We start from the raw sequence: 20,843 nt of genomic DNA, 5'->3' as shown, positions 1-20,843 counted from the left end.
GGACAATTGCGGCTGGAACGCTTGTTTGTCGCAAAACCACTCTCGTTGCCCCTCTTCGGACGGGTTTTTCTGGCGGACTCTATTTTGCCTATTTTGACGATCGAATCGACATGTGACGAGACCGCTGCGGCTGTGATCAGCGACGATTGCGTGGTGCTAGGCCAATGCATCGCGACTCAGGAAGCACTTCACGAGCAGTTTCGCGGGGTCGTCCCCGAAGTCGCCGCCCGTGCTCATTTGGAGCGAATTTTGCCGGTCATCGACACCGCGATTCGCCAAGCAGGGGTGTCGCCAGACGATTTGACTGCGATTGCAGTCGCGGATCGGCCTGGGCTCGCCGGGTCGCTGTTGGTGGGGGTGGTGGCTGCCAAAGCGTTGGCAATTGCCTGGCAGAAACCGCTGGTGTCGCTGAATCATTTGCACGCTCACCTGTATGCGTGCCAGTTGTCAAATGACCAATTGTCGAACGAATCGTCGGTCTATCCCTGCGTGGGATTGATTGTCAGCGGCGGGCATACCAGTTTGTATTACTGCACCAGCCCGCTGGATTTGGAATACCTCGGCGGCACGATCGATGACGCGGCAGGCGAAGCGTTTGACAAAGTCGGTGCGATGCTAAGTCTGGGCTTCCCCGGGGGACCCGAAGTTTCAAAATTGGCAGCCGAAGGCAAGCGAGATGCGTATGCGTTCCCCCGCTCGATGATTCATGAGAAGCATTTTGATTTCAGTTTTAGTGGGCTAAAGACGGCGGTGCGTTATGCGATTACCGGTCCCGGGCAACAGGATTTTGCAAAACTGCAAATCGACGATCAAGTCAAAGCGGACGTCTGTGCATCGTTCGAAACCGCCGTAGTCGACGTGTTGCTTAGCAAGTGTCGTCGAGCACTGAAGCAGTACAAATGCAAGCAGTTGATCATTGGTGGCGGGGTTGCGGCCAATCGCTATTTACGTCAGCGATTCGAAAACGCGGCCCAGCAAGATAAGTTTGCATTGACGATCGCCCCACCGGATCTGTGCACCGACAATGCAGTGATGGGGGCGATTGCGTTGGAAAAAATTCGACGCGGCGATTTTGCTTCCTTTGATCTCGATATCACTCCGGGACTGCAGCGTGGCTTCTAATTTATTGCTGATTCCAACGGCGCTGGAACGTGACAAAATTGCGGCGCGGTTGGATACGAATGTGGGCAATGATCGATGGACGACGCAATTGTGTGGGTTTGGCCAGATCGCAGCCGCGGCACGAACCTCGCAATTGATTGCAACGTACCGTCCCGAACAAGTCGTGTTAGTTGGAATTGCAGGTGTGTTCTCGGGTCACGGCGATGTCGGGGCTGCGTACCGGTTTAGACAGGTGACGTGTGAAGGCATTGGGGTTGGCGTCGGTGAATCGTTTCGTTCGGCATCCGAAATCGGTTGGCCGCATTTCGACGATATTGGGGATACGATCGAACTGGGCGGATCGAACGGTATAACGACGGATTCAGCGGGGCGATTGCTCAGTGTGTGTGCGGCGTCGCAGTCAGCGAGAGACGCCGAGCACCGGGCAGGCCGATTTCCCGACGCAATCGCCGAAGACATGGAAGCGTTTGGGGTCGCGATGGCATGTCGGATGCACGAAGTGCCGCTAGAGGTGGTTCGCGGCATCTCGAATCAGGTGGGGGACCGTGATCATCGTCGATGGCAAATCGACGAGGCCCTGCAAGCCGCCGCAGAACTCGTGAATCGGCTATTTGATCGTCATTGATCGTTTCGCAATGAAAACGAATTCGTAAACAAAACGAAAACGCACCATGAACGCGAAAATGCGAAGGCAAGATCGCTGAGCGATCAGCGACACAACTTGGCGAGCTCGCTATGCTGTAGGATCCGACAAGCTCCGCTTGTAAAAAATGCTTTTCTGAGAGGCTCTGACGTGAATCGACCGATTGAACTTGGTATTTCGACTTGCCCCAATGACACGTTTGCGTTTCATGCCCTGATGAACCGGCTGGTCGATTGGCGTGGCCTCGATTTTCATGTTCGGCTGTTGGATATCCAACAGCTCAATGATGGGCTGTTTCGCAACGAGTTTGACGTCGCCAAGACCAGCTTTCATGCGGCGTTGTTGCTCAGCGAAGAGACGGTCGTGTTGCCCAGTGGTTCGGCGATGGGGTTTGGGGTCGGTCCGCTATTGTTATCCGCGTCGCCCGATGATGCGGGAACGCCCGAGGACGAAAATAAAACAACGTTGTGCCCTGGCGAACACACGACCGCGACGCTGCTGTTGAAAATTTTTCATCCCAAGACGGTAAACATCAAACAGGTTGTCTTCTCAGAGATCATGCCGATGTTGCAGCAGCGGGAAGCGGATTTTGGTGTCTGCATCCACGAGGGCCGCTTCACGTGGCAAGACCAAGGGCTTGGTCGCGTAGAGGATTTGGGGGAGCGTTGGGAAACCGAATCGACGACGCCGTTGCCGTTGGGCGGCATTGTGGCTCGTCGTGTTTTGCCAGCGGATGTGATTGCAAAGGTCCAACAAGTCATCCACGAATCGATCGCCTTTGCGATGGCCAACCGCGACGCGGCGCTGCCGACGATGCGAAAGTACGCTCAAGAGTTTAGCGACGACGTGTTGATGAAGCATGTCGATTTGTACGTCAACGATTGGACGCTCGACCTGGGCGACGTCGGTCGTCACGCGATCACGATCCTGTCGCGGCGTGCCCGCGAAGCCGGCATCGGCACTGAGAAAGCGATCGAAGTGTTTCGCATGCCGACGTAGCGGGTGCACCATCCAGCTTTCACGATGCGGTAGTGGACGAGGCAACGCGTCGCTGAAGTGCGGTCGAATCGTGGGAACTCGTTGCCTCGTCCACTGCAGCAAACCCCAAAATCAGTGCTGTTGCCGCTAAGCCACTACTTGGCAAACTTACAGGTTCTGCAAGTACTCGACGCCTTGCGAGAGTTCTTCGTAGGCCGAGTCGACGGGCATGTCGCGACGGCCCACGACGAAATAGCCGCGGTACTGGAAATTCTCGAGCATTCCCAGCAGTTCCGGAAAGTCGGCAGTCCCCTGACCCAGCGGCACCGACAATCCACGACCGGCGGCTAGATCGACCACCCCGTCGACTGCGCAGACGATCTGGATCCGATTGCCCAACGCCTTAATCGCTTCTCGTGGGCTGTGCCGGTTGATGATCAATTGCCCAGGGTTCAGGGCGGCGGAGACATAACTGTCTTCGCTAGCATCCAATAGCTCTGCTAGCGTTTCGCCTGATTCGGTGCCTGTTTCAGCGGCGAACACCGATCCGATTCGGGTGCCGTAGCGGCCGAGATCCTCCATGACGCTTTGCAGTGTGATGTAGCGAGGATCGTCTTTTTCCGCGGGAATGGAGCCGATTTGGTTAACGACCACCGGAGCGCCAAGCTTGTAAGCGAATGCCATCGCCGCCTTGGTCGCTTCGACTCGGCGGTCGAGGTCCTGGGTGACTTCGTATCCCCGGCGGGTGGGGAAACGGACCGCGGCTACCCGTAAATTCAGATCATCCAGCATTTTCCGCAATTGTCGCAGCCCAGTGTCCGACAATTCAGAAGGGCGAATACCGTTCCTTGCGTCGATTTCGATTGCCGTTGCACCCATGCCTGCAACCAGCGGCAGCGATTTGCGTAACGGAGTTCGCAAGTTATCCAGTCGTACCGCCACTTTGACTTCAGCCACAGAATTCCTACTTTCGTTTGCAAATGAACCTTCGAATCGGCGGCATTTTACCCTGCCGTTATCGAAACGAAAGCCAGTATCGCGATTGCCGCCGGATCGTTTCTGCGATCATGGTAGCGGTGCTGGGGGTCTGCGCCGTGGCGGCATCCCCAATAATCCTGTCGGCTCAATCCACTTCGCTAGCAAACGGCATGACTTCAGGATCGGCCGAATCCTCCTCAATGTCTCACGCCGCGTCGGAATCGTTATCAACGGGATCAAGGTCTGCTGATCGGCTGCCTCCGGACAAGCTGCCTCGACACCTTTGGAATTTTGGCCGCGGCAGCGACAAGAACTTTGACGATTGGCCCGACAATTGGCAGCGACGCGTTGGTCGTCGTTATCCCAAGTACGTCAAAGTGGCGATTGCGCCGAAGGACCCTGCGGCCGAACAGCAGTTGCGAGCGATCGACACGATGGTGATCCGCGAGTGGCCTCGGCTCCGCAGGCATCTCGACACTTTACCAGTGCTGCCACCCTCGCTTGCCGACGCGGTCGTGGATCGTTATTTGAAAGTGGACTTGGATGGCGGTTTGGTAATGACCCAGTCGCCTCCGGTGAAAACCAGTCACGTCTATCAATATCGATTCAGCGTGAAGGTGATGACCCATGGATTGCGTCATGACCGCGCCCGAGCGGAGTTTGTTTTTGTTAATGACGATGGCGACGAGGTCGAGACCCACGGGACCGAATCGATTTCCGGCACTACCGATTGGACCGAATTGGTGCTCGATCGCATCCGTGCGCCCCGCGCCGCCACGGGGGTGTTTGTTCGGTTGATTGTCGAGGGCGCCGAAGATGGGCTCGAGGATATCCGCGGCGAAATCGGGTTTGACGACATCAGCATCGAGCCTTTTCCACAGCTGCAACTTGTGACCGATCATCCGATGGGGATTCACACGGTGGGCGGTCCGGTGGATGTCGCGGCAACGGTGCTGGGGTTGCCCAGCGGAGCGACTCAGGTCTTGTTTCGGTTGATGGATGTCGATGGTCGTGAGATCACTCGACAGATATCGGATATTCCCAACACCGATGCAGCAAACGTGAAGCGGCCAGCGAGCGGGTTGCCGGCGAAGCCCGCATCGGGCGGCCCACGCGGAATGGAGGTGCACTGGGAATTGCCCGATCTGCAGCCTGGTTTTTATCGTGTGATGGCGTCGTTGCAGGGACGCAACCTTCGTACGTTGGCGACCGAGACGACGTTTGCGGTGGTTGACCCCGCGATTGGTCAACCGCATCAAGGAAGTTTCGGATGGACGCTGGTTGAAAGTGGCCGAGACATGCCGCCGCGCGAACTCGCCGCCTGGCTCGCTCAGCTTGGCGTCGATTGGGTCAAGATTCCGTGTTGGATCGAGCCCAATGACACTGCGACGGCGGACCGAATTTTAGACGCCAGTTCACGGCTGCAAGATGTCGGTATCCAAACGATCGGGTTGCTGGATGTGCCTCCGGAATCGCAGGTGCCGTTGTTTGACATTCGCGGCCGCCGCGATGTCGTGGCGTCTCAGTTGTTCCGTGATTCGCGTGTTTGGCAACCTTTGCTTGAACCGGTGATGACGCGGTTGACATTGAAGGTAAAGATGTGGCAGTTGGGCGGCAATCAGGATTACAGTTTCTTGGACCGCAGCCATCTGCAGGAATCGATCGCCGAGATTGCGACTGGGCTGCAAGGCTATGGGCAACCGATCGAAGTTGCAATTTGTTGGCCTTGGACCGAACGCGATCTGATGCCATCGGAAACATCCTGGAACGCGGTGCAGCGATCGAGCGACCCTGAGTTGACTGCAGACGAACTGGACGAATACCTACGTCTGGAAGAACTGCAGGGCGGCAGCAACGGTCCGCGAACCTGGGTGGTGGTCGAGCCGATCGAGCAAAGCCGCTATGACCGTAACGCTCGAATTCTAGACCTGGCAAAACGAATGGCGGTCGTACGTAAGCATCGTGTTCAAGCCGCGTTTGTTTCTGAACCAAGGGATCCCGAACGAGGTCTTTTGAACGCCGATGGACGCCCCGAAGAGATGTTGTTGCCGTGGCGCACCACCTCGTTGATGATCGGCGACTTGCGTCAAATGGGGTCGTTAAGATTGCGAAGCAAGGCTGAGAACATTGTTTTTGCCGGAGCGAACCGTGCGGTGGTGATGTTGTGGTCGCCGCTGCCTTGTGAAGAGCTGATCTATCTTGGTGACCAAGTACAAGTGGTTGATATCTGGGGCCGACGACAGCCATTGGAACTAGTCGAGGTCGAAGGCCAAGTGGCACACCGTGTCGAAATCGGTCCTCGTCCGATTTTTATCGCCGGAGCGGACCCCACGCTATTGGCGTTTCGGATGTCAGTGGAAGTCGAGCAAGAACAGGTCGATAGTTTGCTCGGGCAAACACAACCGGTTGATGTCACGTTCACTAACCCGACCCGCGAAGGTCTCGGAGGCTCGCTTAGTGTGCTGGCACCCGAGCACTGGAGCTTTAATGAGCCGTCGATTCCTTGGGAATTGCAAGCCGGCAAGAGTGCGACGCTGCAGTTCAATTTGGTGTTGGGCAACAGTGCCAAGGTCGGCAAATACGAGATCCCGCTGCGGTTTGAACACCAATCGATCCCGTCCAAGAAATTCACGGTCTATCGTGATTTGACGGTCGGGCCGATTGGATTACGAATCGAAACCGAAACACGTCTGTTGGCCGACAATCAATTGCGAGTCGAAATTGAGATGACCAACGATTCCAATGTCACGCAAGCCTATGACTGCATGCTTTTTCCTCAGGGTGGCCGCCAATACCAACGCCGCTTTATCACCGTCAAACCAGGCGAAACCGTGCGTCGCGAATTCTACTGGGACGACGCCGAGTCGCTGCTTGGCAAAACGATGCTGCTGCGTGCCGGTGAACAAGACGGCAAGCGGATATTGAACTACGAGATCCCCGTGCGGCGTTAATTCGCCGCTGCTGGGTCCACCCAATAGCCGAATTCGCGACTAGCGGATGATTCCCTGCGTTCGCAACAGTTTGATGATGGCGTCCGCACATTCATCAATGCTCTGTTGGCTCGCATCGAGCGTCAAATCAGGATTTTTGGGTTCGTCGTACTCGGCGGTAACCCCGGGGAAATTCAACAGTTCACCGGCGTCGGCTTTGGCGTATTGGCCTTTGGTGTCTCGTGTTCGGCATACGTTCACCGGGGTCGCCACATGGATCACCAAGAAACGGTCTTCGCCGATCAGCTTGCCGACCTTGCTTCGCACCTCTTCGGACGGCGCCACAAACGCGGCAACGCAAATCATGCCCGCTTGGTTCAGTGCTTGGGCCAAGTGAGCACTACGGCGAAGGTTTTCGCTGCGGTCGGCGGCGGAAAAACCGAGGTCGCGACTCAATCCACGTCGCACGCTTTCGCCATCGATCATCGCTGCGGCGCGACCTTCCTCGAACAGCTTGCGCTCGACAGCCAAGGCGATCGACGTCTTGCCGCTGCCGGTCAATCCGGTCAACAGGATCGTGGCCGGTTTTTGGCCAAAACGAGCTTCCCGTTCGGCAGGCGTCACCGCGGAAACTTCGTTCGGATCGCCCGAATCGCTCGCTTGCAAATCGTCATCCCAAATGCTCTTGGAATCGTTATCGCCCGATTTGTCCAAGATCATCCCGGCTGCGACGGTGGCGTTGGTGATCCGGTCGATCACGATAAAGGCACCGGTGCTGCGGTTACGGCGATAAGCATCGAAATGAATGGGGCCGCTTAGCGAGATGCTGACACGTCCAATCTCATTCAGTTCCAACTGCGGAGCGGGCTCGCGATGCAATGTGTTTACATCCACACGATATTTCAGTGTGTCGATCGTGCCTGGCAGCGTTTGAGTGGTGTGTTTGAAGAGGTACGTTTTACCAGGCACCATGGCGCCGGCGTCCATCCAAACCAACATGGCATCGATATGATCGCGGCTCTTGGGAAGGTTGCCTTCGCGGACGATCATGTCACCGCGGCTGGCGTCGATTTCATCCTCGAGCGTCAACGTGATCGACAGCGGAGCAAACGCTTCGTCTAGATTGCCGTCAAACGTGACGATCTCTTTGACCTTGGATTTTTGTCGGCTCGGCAGCACCATGATCTCTTCGCCCGGCCGGATAATGCCCGAGGAAATCGTGCCACAGAAACCGCGGAAATTAAGGTTCGGACGGTTCACGTATTGGACGGGCAAACGGAAATCTTGCAGGTTTCGGTCGCTGCCGATGTACACGGTTTCCAAGAAATTCATCAGCGTGCTGCCGCTGTACCACGGCATGTTCTCGCTGCGGTCAACAAGGTTGTCCCCTTTGAGTGCACTGATCGGAATGAAGTGCAAATCGGGCAGGTCCAATCGGGTTGCGAACGCGCGATAATCATCGCAGATTTCGTTGAATCGCTGCTCGTCAAAATCGACGATGTCCATCTTGTTGACCGCCACGATCACGTGGCGGATTCCCAACAGCGAAACGATAAAGCTGTGACGCCGCGTTTGCGTTAGCACGCCGTGACGCGCATCGATCAAGATCACCGCCAAGTCGGCGGAGCTTGCACCGGTGGCCATGTTGCGAGTGTATTGTTCGTGCCCGGGCGTGTCGGCGATGATGAATTTTCGTTTCGCCGTGCTGAAGTAGCGATAGGCCACGTCGATCGTGATGCCTTGTTCGCGTTCAGCCTTTAGTCCGTCGGTCAGCAAGGCGGGGTCAAAATCGCCGCCGGTGGTGCCGATCTTTTTCGAGTCGGCTTCAAGCTGCGACAGTTGATCTTCGTAAATCATCTTGCTGTCGTACAGCAAGCGGCCGATCAACGTGCTTTTGCCATCGTCAACACTGCCACACGTAATGAACCGCAGCAACTGCTTGTGCTCGTGTTGCTTCAGGTAGGCTTCGATATCGGTGGCGATCAGGTCAGATTTGTGGGACATGCGTCAAATATGAAGTTGAAAGGGTGACGTTTGGCGTGGGCAGGACACCAGTTTCTAGAAGTATCCTCGGCGTTTCTTTTCTTCCATGCCGGCGCCGCCTTCGTCTTGGTCGATGATGCGGCCTTGTCGTTCACTGGTCGTCGCCAACAACATCTCCTGGATCACTTCGGGCAGCGTTGTCGCTTCGCTTTCAACCGCGCCGGACAGCGGATAACAACCGAGCGTGCGGAAGCGAACCATGCGGGTTTCTTCCTTTTCGCCTTCCAACAGCGGCATGCGGTCGTCGTTTCGCATCAGCAGCACGCCGTTTCGATTGACCACCTTGCGAGGGGCGGACAAGTACAGCGGGACGATCGGAATGTTTTCCAAGTGGATGTATTGCCAAACATCCAGTTCCGTCCAATTGCTCATCGGAAAAACGCGAATCGATTCGCCCTTGTTCACCCGGCCGTTGTACAGATTCCACAGCTCGGGGCGTTGGTTCTTGGGATCCCAGCGATGCGCCTTGTCACGGAAACTGAAGACGCGTTCTTTCGCACGGCTCTTTTCTTCGTCACGCCGGGCACCACCAAAGGCAGCATCGAAACCGTACTTGTTCAACGCCGCCTTCAGCGCGTCGGTCTTCATCAATTCCGTATGCCGCTCGCTGTCTTCCCACGGTTTGATGTCGTGCTTCAGCCCCTCTTCGTTGATGTAAACGAGCAGGTCCAAACCGAGCTCTTTTTTCACCAAGTTGTCGCGGAACTCGATCATCTCGCGGAATTTCCACGTCGTGTCGACATGCAACAGCGGGAACGGGATCTTGGCAGGAGCAAACGCTTTTCGTGCCAAATGCAACAGCACCGCCGAGTCCTTGCCGATCGAATACAGCATGACGGGCTTGTTAAATTCCGAGACCACTTCACGAATAATGTGAATGCTCTCGGCTTCAAGTTGCTTGAGGTGAGTTAGGTTATAATCCGACATCGCGCCGAGGAATCGAGTGCAAAAGGGAGAGGGGTGGGCCATTTCAGCCCAATTTGGGCCGCCTTGGGCCACGTTCAATGCACGAGTATAGACGTTCGCCGATTTGTGGCTAGGTGAACCTGATGCCTGCCCTTGGCGAATCCGCGACCGATGGGCAGCAATCGCCGTTAGTTGTATCGAGCACCGCGGGCCCCTGCGGGCCAAATCTGCAGAATCACCCCTTCGCTGGCCTCGTCATCGCCCAGCGGATAAGTTGCGACTCGCCGCAATTGCAAATTGGCGAGCGCCCCGAGATGACGTGCTTCGCCCCGCTCTTCGACCCATTTTGGACCTTTGATCAGCAGCAGACGATCGACGCTGGCCCAGTGGGGTTCGATCCAGCGACAAAATTTCGCGATACTGCCGACCGCACGGCTGACGACGCTCGAAAAACGGAAATCCTCGAGCAAATCTTCGCCGCGAGCGGCGTAAACCGGCACGGGAAGCTCAAGTTCTTCGATGATCTCGCCCAACGCGTTGGCTCGCTTGGCAACCGATTCAGCCAGCGAAACGTCGATATCAGGCCGCAAAATCGCCAGCGGAATTCCAGGAACTCCGTTGCCACTGCCCAAATCCAAGACCTCCTCGCCCGCCTCTAGAAGTGGAGCTAATTGCAAGCAATCACGTAGATCGCGGCTGACATACAGGTCCCAGGTCGTGTGACGGGTCAAGTTCAATTGCTCGTTCCATCGCCACATCGTTTCGGCATAGGCCTGCAGCTTTAGCGCGATCACCTCGTCGATTTCCATCGAATGAGCGTCAAGGGCAGCAGCGAATTCAGGATCCAATGACATCGGCAAATAATAGCAAAGAGAACTGGCAAGGAAGGGGTACGATCATCATCATGCATCATGCCGCGATTGAGAACCAGAGCACCGCAGGATCTTCACCGCTGCATTCGGATTAAATTTCTGGCTCGACTAGCTCGGGTTGTGATTTTGCGAAGCCGGACGGTCTTCGTTAGTGAGACTTCCTTATAGCCAGCAAAGTGGAGCAACATGCTGACATCGGTCTTTGTTTACGGAACGCTCAAACGGGGGCAATGTCGCGAATCGCTTTGGCCGTGTGCTCCGCAATCCATTCAAGTCGCTTGGACACGGGGGACGCTGTTTGATCGTCACGATTATCCGGCAATGCAGGCGGGCGAGGACCGAGTGCTGGGCGAATTCTGGAGCTTTACCGACGATCAAATGCCGCAAGTGCTGCGTGTTTTGGACCAGATCGAAGGGACGAATCAGCCGGGTTTTGATGATCTTTACCACCGCGTCCGGGTTGAGGTTCACACGATCGATGGCCAGCCTCTGGGGACCGCGTTTGGCTATCATTACGCCACTGATCCGCTCGGCGATGGATTCACCCGCGTCGTTCCGGCCGAACCCGATGCGTGGGTCCAGTGGCCGTAGCCCGAATTGGCGTTCTGTAAATGCATTTTTAGCGGAGCGGACGTCGTCAACGGCTTTCGGTCCACGGCGAGTACCCCCCCGAAACTCTTGACGAGTTCCGCTACGAAATGCTTCACCGCGTTGAACCAAGGCGGCCAACTCATTTGGCAGCCCAATCTAAGTCTGCACCGCCAGCGGAAATCGAACTCAGTACTTTGCCGCCATGCCTTGCACTGCTTCGGCGACGGCGTCGCGGAATTCTTTCGGCTCCAATACCTCGGCGTCCACCCCCAGCGACAGCACTTTGGGCAGGACTTCGCGAGGATGGGCGGCTGGCACGGTCAGGATCGACGTGCCATCGTCCTGCAGCTCCATTCGTTGTTCGGGGTGCCAGGGGTCTTCGCTGACCCACGCGGCAGCTCGCTCGCCCAGGCGGATGTGGACGATTGTCGGTGATTCGCCCGAAAAAATTCCAATGCCTCGCCCCAATCGATCGGCCAGTTCGATGCTGGGGTCGGGCTTGAAATATTCGTCTAACGCCACCGCATGGCGAAACCGGTCGAGTTTCCAGTTTCGCAGCCGCTGGCTCGGCTCTTTGACTTCCGGCGCCGTTGCGACCACATAGATGCTGCTCTGGTAAACCGCCAATCCATAGGGTTCGATTCGCCGCGTCGAAACCGGTTTGCCCACCGACGCGTATTGGATCTCGACGACTCGGTGTTCGAGAATCGCACGATTGAGCGTTTTCAGCATCCCTTCGTGTTGTTCGTACGTTTTGTTGGGCGATCCGAACACATACAGCGTTTTTCGGTAGCGGTCGTAGTGTTCAAAAACGCCGTCGGGAATCACTTCACGAACCTTGTTCCAGAACGTCTCGATCCCTCGCCAATATTGGGTGCCCAGCAGTGGGTACAGCAATTCACGTCCGATCGACAACGCAATCAATTCGGTCGCAGAGATCCCGATCTCGTGAACGCCCTTGTTGTTGCGGCCCAGCTTGAAGACTTTGCCGCGTTCGAGCGTCTCGCTTTGGATGTCAAAACCGGCCGCTTGCAGCGCTTCGACGTCTCGACGAACCGTTCGCTCGTGCAGGGTCGTTAGCCCCAAGTCGCTGACCAAGTCATCGCGTAATTCGTCAAGCGTCTTGCCGAAGCGTGACATTTCTAACAGTTGAAGCAGTTTGTGTTGGCGAATCAGTTGTTCGTTGCGTGCCATTCAGAAACCCCCTCCACGGGTCGAAAAGAATCGTCAAAAAGCGTGCGGACAATCTCCAATTGTCTTCCCCCTGTTTTCGATTGGAATGTGTCGAGCCGCGATTGCCAATCCGGCCTTAGCCAATCGGTGCTAGGATCGACGGGCATATCCGTTACGATATCGCAGACGTAGGACGCGGTTTTCTACTTTCTACCGTTTGCAGGACACCCAGGTTATTTCGATGAGCGATCTGCCCCGTATCTTTCTCACTCGCGAGCTGCCGCCGGCCACCATGAAACGGTTGAAGGAAAGTTCGCAGTTGACGATGAATCACGAAGATCGGTCGCTCAGCAAGCAGGAACTGCTCGAAGGGCTGCAAGGCGTTGACGGGTTGTTGTGCCAATTGACCGACATCATCGATGACGAGGTGCTTGCGTCGAATCCAAACTTAAAAGTGGTTTCCAATTACGCCGTTGGATTCAACAACATCGACGTTGCCGCCGCCACGAAGCGTAAAATCGCGGTCACGAACACTCCAGGCGTGCTTAGTGATTCGACCGCCGATATGGCGTGGGCGTTGATGTTCGCGGTGGCCCGCCGCGTGGTCGAAGGCGATCGCTATGTTCGCGGCGGGCATTGGCAAGGCTGGGCTCCGCTGCAATATCTAGGACTCGATATCAGCGGCAGCACGTTGGGGTTGGTTGGGCTCGGACGGATCGGCCGCGCGATGATCCAGCGGGCCAAAGGCTTCGACATGAAGGTGTTGTATTGGAACCGCACGCGAATGGAGCCCGACGAGGAACGCGAACTTGGCGTCGAGTATGTCGAACTTGACGAATTGCTCGCGCAAAGCGACTTTGTCTCGCTGCATGTGGCTTTGGCCGAAGGGACCAAGCATCTCATTGACGAGCGGCGGCTTGGTCAAATGAAGTCAACGGCTTACCTGATCAACACCGCCCGCGGTCCGGTCGTGGATGAAAAAGCGCTCGTCCGCGCGCTGCAAACCGATACGATCGCGGGTGCGGGTTTGGACGTGTTTGAAAACGAACCGGAAATTGAACCGGAACTGTTCGAGCTCGACAACACGGTGCTTGCCCCACATCTCGGCAGCGCCACGATCGCCACTCGCAGCAAGATGGGCGAGTTGGCGGTAGAGAATTGTCTCGCCGGTTGCCTCGGCAAACGCCCCCCGAATCTCGTCAACCCCGACTACGACCGCGATTGATTCGCATCCTTAACCGGACGTCTCACGTCACCATTGTGATGTTAATTGCGAAGCGGCCCGCGGGTTAACGAGTTCGTTTTGCGCCGGATGCTCTCTTCAGTCCGAGAGGTTTCTTTTTCGGACCACCATTTCGTGGAACCGTCACAAATATTTCTCGGCAGTTTCACGCCCCGCCGTAGAAGGCTCGCCTGCGGACTATTGCGCTGGATTTCCACTTAGTGGTTGCCTTAGTGCGACTTGGAATTGCCCTTCTTTTTGCCGCGTTTTTCGCTGCCGGGGGGCTCTTCGGTGGATCCGGTCAGCTACACGATTCCTTCACATTTCGTTGACGGAAACCTCATCGCGTGTCTCTATTCTTCCGCCGATTCAGATCACTGTGATCTGGTTTTTGAAAAGAGAAATGCAACGAAAACGCCCATACGTTTTCATTGAAATCCCCCATAATGGAATGAAGAAAAACATGCAGTGGAATCCTACTTCCGCGAAACTTCCCGGCCGCCAATTGCGTGGCGCGTTCACGCTGGTTGAACTGTTGGTTGTCATTGCGATCATCGGCGTATTAGTCGGATTGCTATTGCCCGCAGTGCAAGCTGCTCGCGAGGCGGCGCGGCGGATGTCTTGTAGCAACAACTTGAAACAAATTGGTTTAGGGCTGCACACTTATCACGATACCTTTCGCGTTTTTCCCTACGGCTGGGATAACCGCGGAATGACCTGGAGCGGTCATATCTTGCCACAAATCGAGCAAGCCAATCTGTACCAAACGCTGATCTTTCAAGAGAGCGGACCTGGGAACTGGGACGCGGATGGTTCGCCTAACGAGATCGCCGTCAGCACGGTGATCCCGACCTATCGATGTCCCAGCATGGCGCTGAAGGAACATTTTAATTACAACGGAATCCCCGAGCGTGTTCCCGGCAGCTATCGCGGTAGCGCGGGGACCGAATCGAGTTCCGACGATACAAGCACCGCCGTGGCTGGAACCAAGGGCCTCGAAAATCTTGACCAAGACGGCATTTTCTATGCCTGTAGTAAAACCAAGTTTCGCGACATCATCGACGGAACCTCCAACACGATCATGATCGGCGAATCCTATACCGACCCGGAATTTGTCAAAGACGGCCAAGGGATGGATTACTGGTATATCGGTTCACCGCAAGCCGATCCATGTCGCTGTGATGGCGGCACCGGCGGTACGGAATTCTCGGAAGTCGTCGGCACCACGATCGCCCAAATCAATGCGATTCGCCAAGCACCGACCACCAGCGGCTATCTGATGGAGCTTTCCTTTGGCAGTTACCACATTGGCGGAGCTCATTTTACGATGAGCGACGGTTCGGTTCGTTTCATCACCGATTCGCTCGACATGGAAACGTACAAGGCCATCGGGTCGCGAGATGGTCACGAAATCGTCACCGAGTACTAAACACAGCACAAAAAGTCCTTTCATTTAAAATCAAACCAACCAAAGCATCTCTGGGCGACCGCAGGCTGCGAACGTGCTGTCGCTCAGTGAAGGAGTCAAATCGAATGCGTCCTCATTTACAAGCCACCGCGTTCATCGCTACCGCGTGTATCGTGCTTGTGCTTTCCACTCTCGGTTGCGGCGGATCGCTGGATGCCGACTACTCCAGCATCGGACTGGTTCCTGTCTCGGGAACGGTGACGCTCGATGGCGAACCGATCGAAGGCGCCGTCGTCTTTTTTGAAGCGGACGATCGCACGTTTTCTTATGGCACGACTGATGAATCAGGCCATTACGAATTGAAATTCAACAGCAAAACCGCTGGCGTCACGCAAGGTCCCAAGACGGTGCGAATCAGCACGGTCGCCAGCACGGGTGAACGAGGCGAAGAAGACGAGGAAGAGTCCGAGTCCGAATCAAGTGCCCCGAAAGCAAAGCGAACCGAGCGTTTTCCCGTGACTTACAACGAAAAATCCGAATTGAAGGTCAGCGTCTCTGATTCGCAGACGACATTCAATTTTGATCTCCGCGGCGACGGAACGACCAAGTCCGCCTCGTAACACCGCTTGCAAACCTGCTGCTCGGTGGCCGACGAAAATTTTAGGTATCATGGGATGGCTCGCGTCTCGCCCCATCCCTTCCTTTACCCCCCCTCTCTCTCCCCATGGTCTAACGAACAAGATGTCACGACTACTTTTGCATTGCTCCGTTTTCTCGCTGTTAATTCTGTGTCTTCCAAACGCCCACGCTCATGAGGGCCCGCATCCTCATGTGCACAGCCAGAGTCATGGTCACGGTGAAGCGGGTAAATTCTTTACGACCCGCAAATCATCGCGAGTTCTGCCGCTGGCTAAAGAAGAGGATGTCTTTCACTTCGTCGTGTATGGCGATCGCACCGGAGGTGTGCCTGCAGGTTTGAAGGTGCTCGAACAAGCGGTCATCGATACCAATTTGCTTGATCCCGATTTGGTCATGACCGTGGGCGATTTGATCCAAGGCTACAACGACGCGCCGTTGTGGATGGAACAGATGGCTGAGTACAAAGAGATCATGGATCGTTTGAAGATGCAGTGGTTTCCCGTCGCGGGAAATCATGACGTCTATTGGCGCGGTGAGGGCAAAGCTCCCCAAGGCCAACATGAAACCAATTACGAAAAACATTTCGGGCCGTTGTGGTATACATTCCAGCACAAGAACGCTGGGTTTGTGGTGCTGTACAGTGACGAAGGGGACGCGGCCACCAACGAAAAAGGATTCAACGAGGGCCGATTGCAAAAGATGAGCCCCGAGCAGCTTGACTTTTTGCGTCAGTCGCTCGAAAAGCACAAAAATCTCGACCACGTCTTTTTGTTCCTGCATCACCCACGCTGGATCGGCGCCGGTTATACCGATGGCAATTGGGATGAAGTTCACGGGATTTTGAAGGATGCGGGAAACGTCAGCGCCGTTTTCGCCGGGCACATTCATCACATGCGTTTTGATGGGCCCAAAGACGGGATCGCCTATTACACTTTGGCGACCACCGGGGGCCATTTGTCGGCCGATATTCCGGAGGCCGGTTACCTGCATCACTTGAACGTGGTGACGGTTCGTAAAGAAAGTGTCACGGTGGCGGCATTGCCTGTCGGTTCGGTCATCGATCCGACCGAATTCACTCCCGAATTTCTTGCCGATGTCGACAAGGCACGCAAGATTCGGCCTGTAGAGGTTGACAACAATCTCACCTTGCAAATCGACGGATCCGCGTCGGGCGAGTTGACGTTCTCGTTGACAAACACTTCGGCCCAACCGATCGAAGTCACCGCGTCACTGGACCCCGTGAACCGAGATTGGATCACGACGCTCGATCATCAACATCTCGAGATTGAAGCAGGGAAAACAATCCAAATGTCGTTCGGGTTGCAACGCAAAGCGGATTTGCAGTCCGAACTGACCAACCCACGCATCCGCATGGATCTTCACTATGTGGGCCAATCGACACGGATTAATTTGCCGCCGACTTCGACTCCCGTTTCGATGAAGCTGGCTGCGGTTCCAGCCGACTATTTCAGCGGCAGCGAGAATCATTGTTTGAACGTTGTCGATGAGCGATCTGCCGTGCGAGTCGATTCTTCGGAACTGAAGCTCCCCAACGGACCGTTCACGCTCGAAGCTTGGGTGAACCCGGTTCAAGCCGCCGGCCATCGCGGATTGATTGCCAAGACACAGCAGAGTGAGTTCGCGTTCTTTATGGATGAGGGCGTGCCACAATTTGATGTGAATTTAAAAGGCAAATACTACAGTGCCAAAGCCACCGATGTGTTGCCGGTGAACCAGTGGTCTCACTTGGCCGGCGTCTATGACGGAAGCGAAGTGAAGTTGTACATCAACGGAGCCCTTGCCGGTTCCAAAAAGGCCACCGGCAAGCGAACGACCAACAAATTGCCACTGTTCATCGGAGCTGATCCCGACACGCAGGGGCAACCCACGCGTCCGTTCCTGGGCAAGATCGATGAAGTGCGTGTGTCAAAGAAGGCGATCTACGCATCCGACTTCAAACCCGAGCGACGTTTGGCCGCTGGATCCGATACCGTGCTGATGCTGCATCTCGATCGGCAATTTGGGCCGTTTGTTTTGGATCAGAGCACGTCGGCAGCGAAGGGAACCCTCGGCGTGAATGCCAAGCTCGTACCTGTTCAGTAGTGATGTGTTACAGCTTGATTTTAGGGTAGCGGAACTCGTCAAGAGTTTCGTTTTCTCAGCTAAGCGTCGAAAGTCTTGACGGCTTGCACCCTGATTTTTAACTGTAACGAAACAGCTGCTACCCGTTCATTGGCTGGTGTCAAAGCCGTAATTCTTGTAGTGCTCGCGCGAGCGAGCACTACGGGAAACGTAGCGGGCAAAGTGCGCCGCCGCTTCGCGATGCCGAGTCGTTGCGATGATTCCGATCGAAACCTGCGAAGCGGCGTCTTTGAGTTCTGCGATCCGGACGAACGAGAGGTTGGGATAGGTGTGCAGCACCGCGTCGTAAACGATGCCCGCGTCGGCGGACCCTGCTTCGATGTCGTTCGCCACCTCGTTGACCGAAGTGCGATATCCAATGGTCGCCGCATCGATCGCGTCCCAGCGTCCCAGACGCTTCAGTGCCGTCTGAGTCACCTTGCCGATCGCGGCCGAGTCGGGACTCGCTTGAACAAAGCGAATGTCGTCTTGCAGCAAGTCGTCGAGTTTAGAAATCGAGTGAGGGTTGTCTTTTCTAACACCCACCACGGCATGCATCATCGCGATCGGGAATTGCTGTACGACAAGCTGCTTCTGTTCCGCGATCTTCAAGTAGCTGTCGTCCGCAGGCAGAAACAAATCGCCCGTCTTGCTGACGGCAATCGATGACAACAAGGTTTGCGAAGGGCCGTATTGGACATGGATTCGCCGCTGAAACTCGAGTTGGTAATCCCGGATGACCTTGTCCATCACCGCTCGGTTGCTGGCGGCGCAGTACAGCATCAAAGGCCGCGAATCGAAACCGCCATCCGAAGTCCGGTCTCCATCGGTAGCAAACAGCAACGCCATGCAAATGACGAAGACGATCACCGATCCGCCGGCTAGTAACGAAATTCGATTCATGAGTGAAGGCTAACAAGGAGCGATTGCGTCACTTATTAATTTGACATTCCTCGCTTTGGGGGACGGTGGGTAGAGTCTTCAGCGACATCCAGGTGCAGAAGTCAAAAAGAGCAATTCCGCAGCACCACCGACACGTCCGATGACGATCGCGTTCTGGTGGTATTTCCTGCCGATATCGGCTGCGGTGGAATGATCGATTCCGACGACCAAAAAACTGGCCTCAGGCGGCCATTGCCCCTTGGGGTCGATGCCGGTGCCGTGCCAGTAGGAGTAGCCGAGACGGACGATCTCGCACTCTAATTGCTCGTTCGTTGCACGATTTTGTGGCGGCGTCTTTAGAGTCGAATGAGGGTTATAGGCGGTGATGAAGGCCCACTCGTTCACCGCTTCGTTTCGCAGTGCATCGTCTAGCACGGGATGTGTGTGGCCAATGCGAATTGCAACGGATTGTTCCGGCAATTCGCACCAATAGATCGTTTGCCGATAGGCATCGTCCAGCTGTTGAGCGGAGGTTTCCATGGCGGCCACTTTGGATTAAAGAATGCGGTTCGGTGGCACCAACGCGTTGGACATCAGCAACCCACCGACCAAACACATCGCAATCATCACGGTGTGAAAACCAATCTCGATACCCGCGATGGTTTCGTGGTCCAACATCGCGATCAGCGATCGATAGCCAAACGACCCTGGAACCAGGATGATCATTGCGGGGGTTTGCACAATCAACGCGGGACGACCACGGAAACGAGCGTACAGGTTGCTGCCACATCCAACCGCCAGTGCTGCGGAGAACGAGGCGACTTCCGAGCCATAGTGAGGATCCACCGAGCGAAGGACCAAGATTCCCAGCATCGATACGCTGAAGATCGCAGGCCACTGAGCCATGCGAGCTTGAAAGATGATGGCAAACGCCATCGGAGCAATCAACAACGCGATCCATTGCCAATAGGTTCCTGTGACCGCAATTTTCTCTGGGATGTCACGCCACGGGAGTGCAAAACGCCAAGCGATCGCGGCGCCCAGCAGCAATGTAAATAACATCACAATCGCGCCGGCGAGCCTCGCCACGCCTGCCGACAAATGCCCTACCGCCAACTCGGTAAGGGCGACGGTTAGCCGGAGTCCTGGCAGCAGCACGACCAACCCCGCGAGCGTGACCAAGCGGTCATCAATCGGGACGACGAAGCGGGCAATGGCAAGCGACAAGATCGCTGCCACAAAACCCGAGATTGGATGCAGTAGGCTTGGTTCGCCACTGAATCGTTCGGCTGTCCGTTCGATCACGGCGATGACCAATCCAATCACCATCGCGGCCAACACTTCGGCGAGCGAACCTTGGAACAGCGTAGCTAGCACGCCGCAGCCGGTCGCGCAGGCAATCGCAAAGGGAATGAACCGATACGTCGGTTCGCTGTGATCAATCTCGCGAAGACGTGAAGCGGCGATTTTGATCGTGATTTCGCCCCGCTCGAGCTTTCCCAAGACATCGTCGGCTTGGAACAGCTTGTCGACATGCATTTCGCGTGAATCCACGCGGCGAACCACCGTCTCTTCGTTGGCTCCGTTGGTGATCGAGATCACCAGTGCTGTGGGCGTATACAGAAACACCGCTTCCACCCCCAACGATGATGCCACTTGTGTCATCACACGCTCGAGCCGGTGCGAGGGCGTTCCGTAGCGATGCAATATCATTGCCGCGTGAATCAGAAACGCGTTGATCGCTGACTTTCCGGTGGGAGTGGATGGTTCGCTTGGCACTGCGTCGGACTGGGAAAGAGAATTTTGCCACGGATTTGGCGTCGGAAATCGTAAGCCACTCATTCTTGCCGATCGCTCGTATCCTCGAAAGAGGCTACGCATCCACACGTGACCGGAAGGATAAGGCCGAAGTTTTGAAGTTGCGCGTTTGTATTTAGGGGCAAAGCCCCGGACGTTTACCTAGACCAGCCCAACGGGCTGGGCCCAAGAAAACCAATGAATTGTAGGGCCAACGGTCCGGCCGTTTGCTGGGACTTAATGAGGGCGGCTAGCAAATGGCCGGGCCTTTGGCCCTTAGGTTTCTTTGCATCGAAAACCTGGCCCGTTGGACCAGGCTAGGCAAATCGCTGGGCCTTTGGCCCGAAGAACGTCTAAACGCGCAACTTCAAAACGCGTAAGCGAGGGACTCCTTATCTTGACACGGTCCCTCGCTGACCCCAAACCGTAAGAAGCTGTGCGGCCGTCAGGAAGTGGTGATCGGACGACCTGCCCGAGACATCGCAAGTATCGCACCGGACATCATGCCAAGAGCTGCAGGCAGGTATAAGGCAGACCT

At 55.8% G+C, this 20,843-nt stretch carries 17 protein-coding genes; 9 read left to right on the top strand and 8 right to left on the bottom strand.

The genetic code is table 11. The features are described from left to right. Positions 1 to 84 precede the first annotated feature (84 nt). From tsaD to ABEA92_RS12155, 3 genes are all read left to right on the top strand, one after another. The gene (gene tsaD / locus ABEA92_RS12165) at positions 85 to 1,122 is read left to right on the top strand and encodes a tRNA (adenosine(37)-N6)-threonylcarbamoyltransferase complex transferase subunit TsaD (protein WP_345684102.1); all 1,038 of its coding nucleotides are present in this window, start codon (positions 85 to 87) and stop codon (positions 1,120 to 1,122) included. After that, positions 1,112 to 1,747, top strand: a complete 636-nt coding sequence (mqnB, locus tag ABEA92_RS12160; protein WP_345684101.1) for a futalosine hydrolase — start codon at positions 1,112 to 1,114, stop codon at positions 1,745 to 1,747. Before tsaD ends, mqnB begins: the two co-directional genes overlap by 11 nt. Positions 1,748 to 1,915: 168 nt before the next feature. Beyond that, positions 1,916 to 2,764 carry a menaquinone biosynthesis family protein gene (locus tag ABEA92_RS12155; RefSeq protein ID WP_345684100.1) on the top strand — a complete coding sequence of 283 codons (849 nt, stop codon included), beginning with the start codon at positions 1,916 to 1,918 and terminating at the stop codon, positions 2,762 to 2,764. A 147-nt stretch (positions 2,765 to 2,911) separates the two neighbouring features. Here the strand turns inward: ABEA92_RS12155 and ABEA92_RS12150 are convergent, their stop codons facing one another. Further along, positions 2,912 to 3,700 carry a sugar phosphate isomerase/epimerase family protein gene (locus ABEA92_RS12150; protein ID WP_345684099.1) on the bottom strand — a complete coding sequence of 263 codons (789 nt, stop codon included), beginning with the start codon at positions 3,698 to 3,700 and terminating at the stop codon, positions 2,912 to 2,914. Between the two features lie 23 nt (positions 3,701 to 3,723). Here ABEA92_RS12150 and ABEA92_RS12145 point away from each other — a divergent pair, with 23 nt between their 5' ends. Next, the gene (locus ABEA92_RS12145) at positions 3,724 to 6,672 is read left to right on the top strand and encodes a COG1470 family protein (RefSeq protein ID WP_345684098.1); all 2,949 of its coding nucleotides are present in this window, start codon (positions 3,724 to 3,726) and stop codon (positions 6,670 to 6,672) included. Between the two features lie 39 nt (positions 6,673 to 6,711). On the opposite strand, the gene cysN is transcribed toward ABEA92_RS12145, so the two are convergent. The 3 genes from cysN to rsmG all read right to left on the bottom strand — a co-directional run bounded on the left by cysN (position 6,712) and on the right by rsmG (position 10,454). Beyond that, a complete protein-coding gene (gene cysN, locus ABEA92_RS12140) occupies positions 6,712 to 8,655 on the bottom strand; it encodes a sulfate adenylyltransferase subunit CysN (RefSeq protein WP_345684097.1) in 1,944 nt (647 codons plus the stop codon). Between the two features lie 54 nt (positions 8,656 to 8,709). Further along, positions 8,710 to 9,621 (bottom strand): sulfate adenylyltransferase subunit CysD, encoded by a 912-nt coding sequence (gene cysD, locus ABEA92_RS12135; protein WP_008702189.1) that lies wholly within the window; start codon positions 9,619 to 9,621, stop codon positions 8,710 to 8,712. 167 nt (positions 9,622 to 9,788) lie between these two features. Continuing rightward, positions 9,789 to 10,454: a 16S rRNA (guanine(527)-N(7))-methyltransferase RsmG gene (gene rsmG, locus ABEA92_RS12130; RefSeq protein ID WP_345684096.1), complete on the bottom strand. Its 666-nt coding sequence runs from the start codon at positions 10,452 to 10,454 to the stop codon at positions 9,789 to 9,791. A 204-nt stretch (positions 10,455 to 10,658) separates the two neighbouring features. Here rsmG and ABEA92_RS12125 point away from each other — a divergent pair, with 204 nt between their 5' ends. Further along, on the top strand, positions 10,659 to 11,063 hold the full coding sequence (locus tag ABEA92_RS12125; RefSeq protein ID WP_345684095.1) for a gamma-glutamylcyclotransferase family protein: 405 nt from the start codon (positions 10,659 to 10,661) through the stop codon (positions 11,061 to 11,063). 186 nt (positions 11,064 to 11,249) lie between these two features. Here ABEA92_RS12125 and ABEA92_RS12120 read toward each other — a convergent pair whose 3' ends face one another. Continuing rightward, entirely contained in the window at positions 11,250 to 12,257 is a 1,008-nt protein-coding gene (locus tag ABEA92_RS12120) for a helix-turn-helix transcriptional regulator (RefSeq protein ID WP_339941183.1), read from the bottom strand. A 220-nt stretch (positions 12,258 to 12,477) separates the two neighbouring features. Here ABEA92_RS12120 and ABEA92_RS12115 point away from each other — a divergent pair, with 220 nt between their 5' ends. The 4 genes from ABEA92_RS12115 (at position 12,478) to ABEA92_RS12100 (ending at position 17,608) form a co-directional block, all read left to right on the top strand. Continuing rightward, positions 12,478 to 13,461, top strand: coding sequence for a 2-hydroxyacid dehydrogenase (locus ABEA92_RS12115; RefSeq protein WP_345684094.1), 984 nt, complete (start codon positions 12,478 to 12,480; stop codon positions 13,459 to 13,461). A 400-nt stretch (positions 13,462 to 13,861) separates the two neighbouring features. Next, complete coding sequence (locus tag ABEA92_RS12110) at positions 13,862 to 14,887, top strand: DUF1559 family PulG-like putative transporter (protein ID WP_486348735.1); 1,026 nt, start codon at positions 13,862 to 13,864, stop codon at positions 14,885 to 14,887. Positions 14,888 to 14,991: 104 nt separating this feature from the next. Further along, entirely contained in the window at positions 14,992 to 15,486 is a 495-nt protein-coding gene (locus ABEA92_RS12105; protein ID WP_345684093.1) for a transthyretin-like family protein, read from the top strand. Between the two features lie 121 nt (positions 15,487 to 15,607). Then, positions 15,608 to 17,608, top strand: a complete 2,001-nt coding sequence (locus tag ABEA92_RS12100) for a LamG-like jellyroll fold domain-containing protein (protein ID WP_345684092.1) — start codon at positions 15,608 to 15,610, stop codon at positions 17,606 to 17,608. A 126-nt stretch (positions 17,609 to 17,734) separates the two neighbouring features. Here ABEA92_RS12100 and modA read toward each other — a convergent pair whose 3' ends face one another. From modA to ABEA92_RS12085, 3 genes are all read right to left on the bottom strand, one after another. Next, the gene (modA, locus tag ABEA92_RS12095) at positions 17,735 to 18,529 is read right to left on the bottom strand and encodes a molybdate ABC transporter substrate-binding protein (protein WP_345684091.1); all 795 of its coding nucleotides are present in this window, start codon (positions 18,527 to 18,529) and stop codon (positions 17,735 to 17,737) included. Positions 18,530 to 18,607: 78 nt separating this feature from the next. Then, on the bottom strand, positions 18,608 to 19,048 hold the full coding sequence (locus ABEA92_RS12090) for a DUF3293 domain-containing protein (RefSeq protein ID WP_345684090.1): 441 nt from the start codon (positions 19,046 to 19,048) through the stop codon (positions 18,608 to 18,610). A 15-nt stretch (positions 19,049 to 19,063) separates the two neighbouring features. Beyond that, positions 19,064 to 20,350, bottom strand: a complete 1,287-nt coding sequence (locus tag ABEA92_RS12085) for a threonine/serine exporter family protein (RefSeq protein WP_345684089.1) — start codon at positions 20,348 to 20,350, stop codon at positions 19,064 to 19,066. Positions 20,351 to 20,843: the final 493 nt, after the last annotated feature.

Source organism: Novipirellula caenicola, from assembly GCF_039545035.1.
GTDB lineage: Bacteria > Planctomycetota > Planctomycetia > Pirellulales > Pirellulaceae > Novipirellula > Novipirellula caenicola.
Note: the sequence above shows the minus strand (reverse complement) of the source record. Positions and strands in the feature narration are given on the sequence as shown.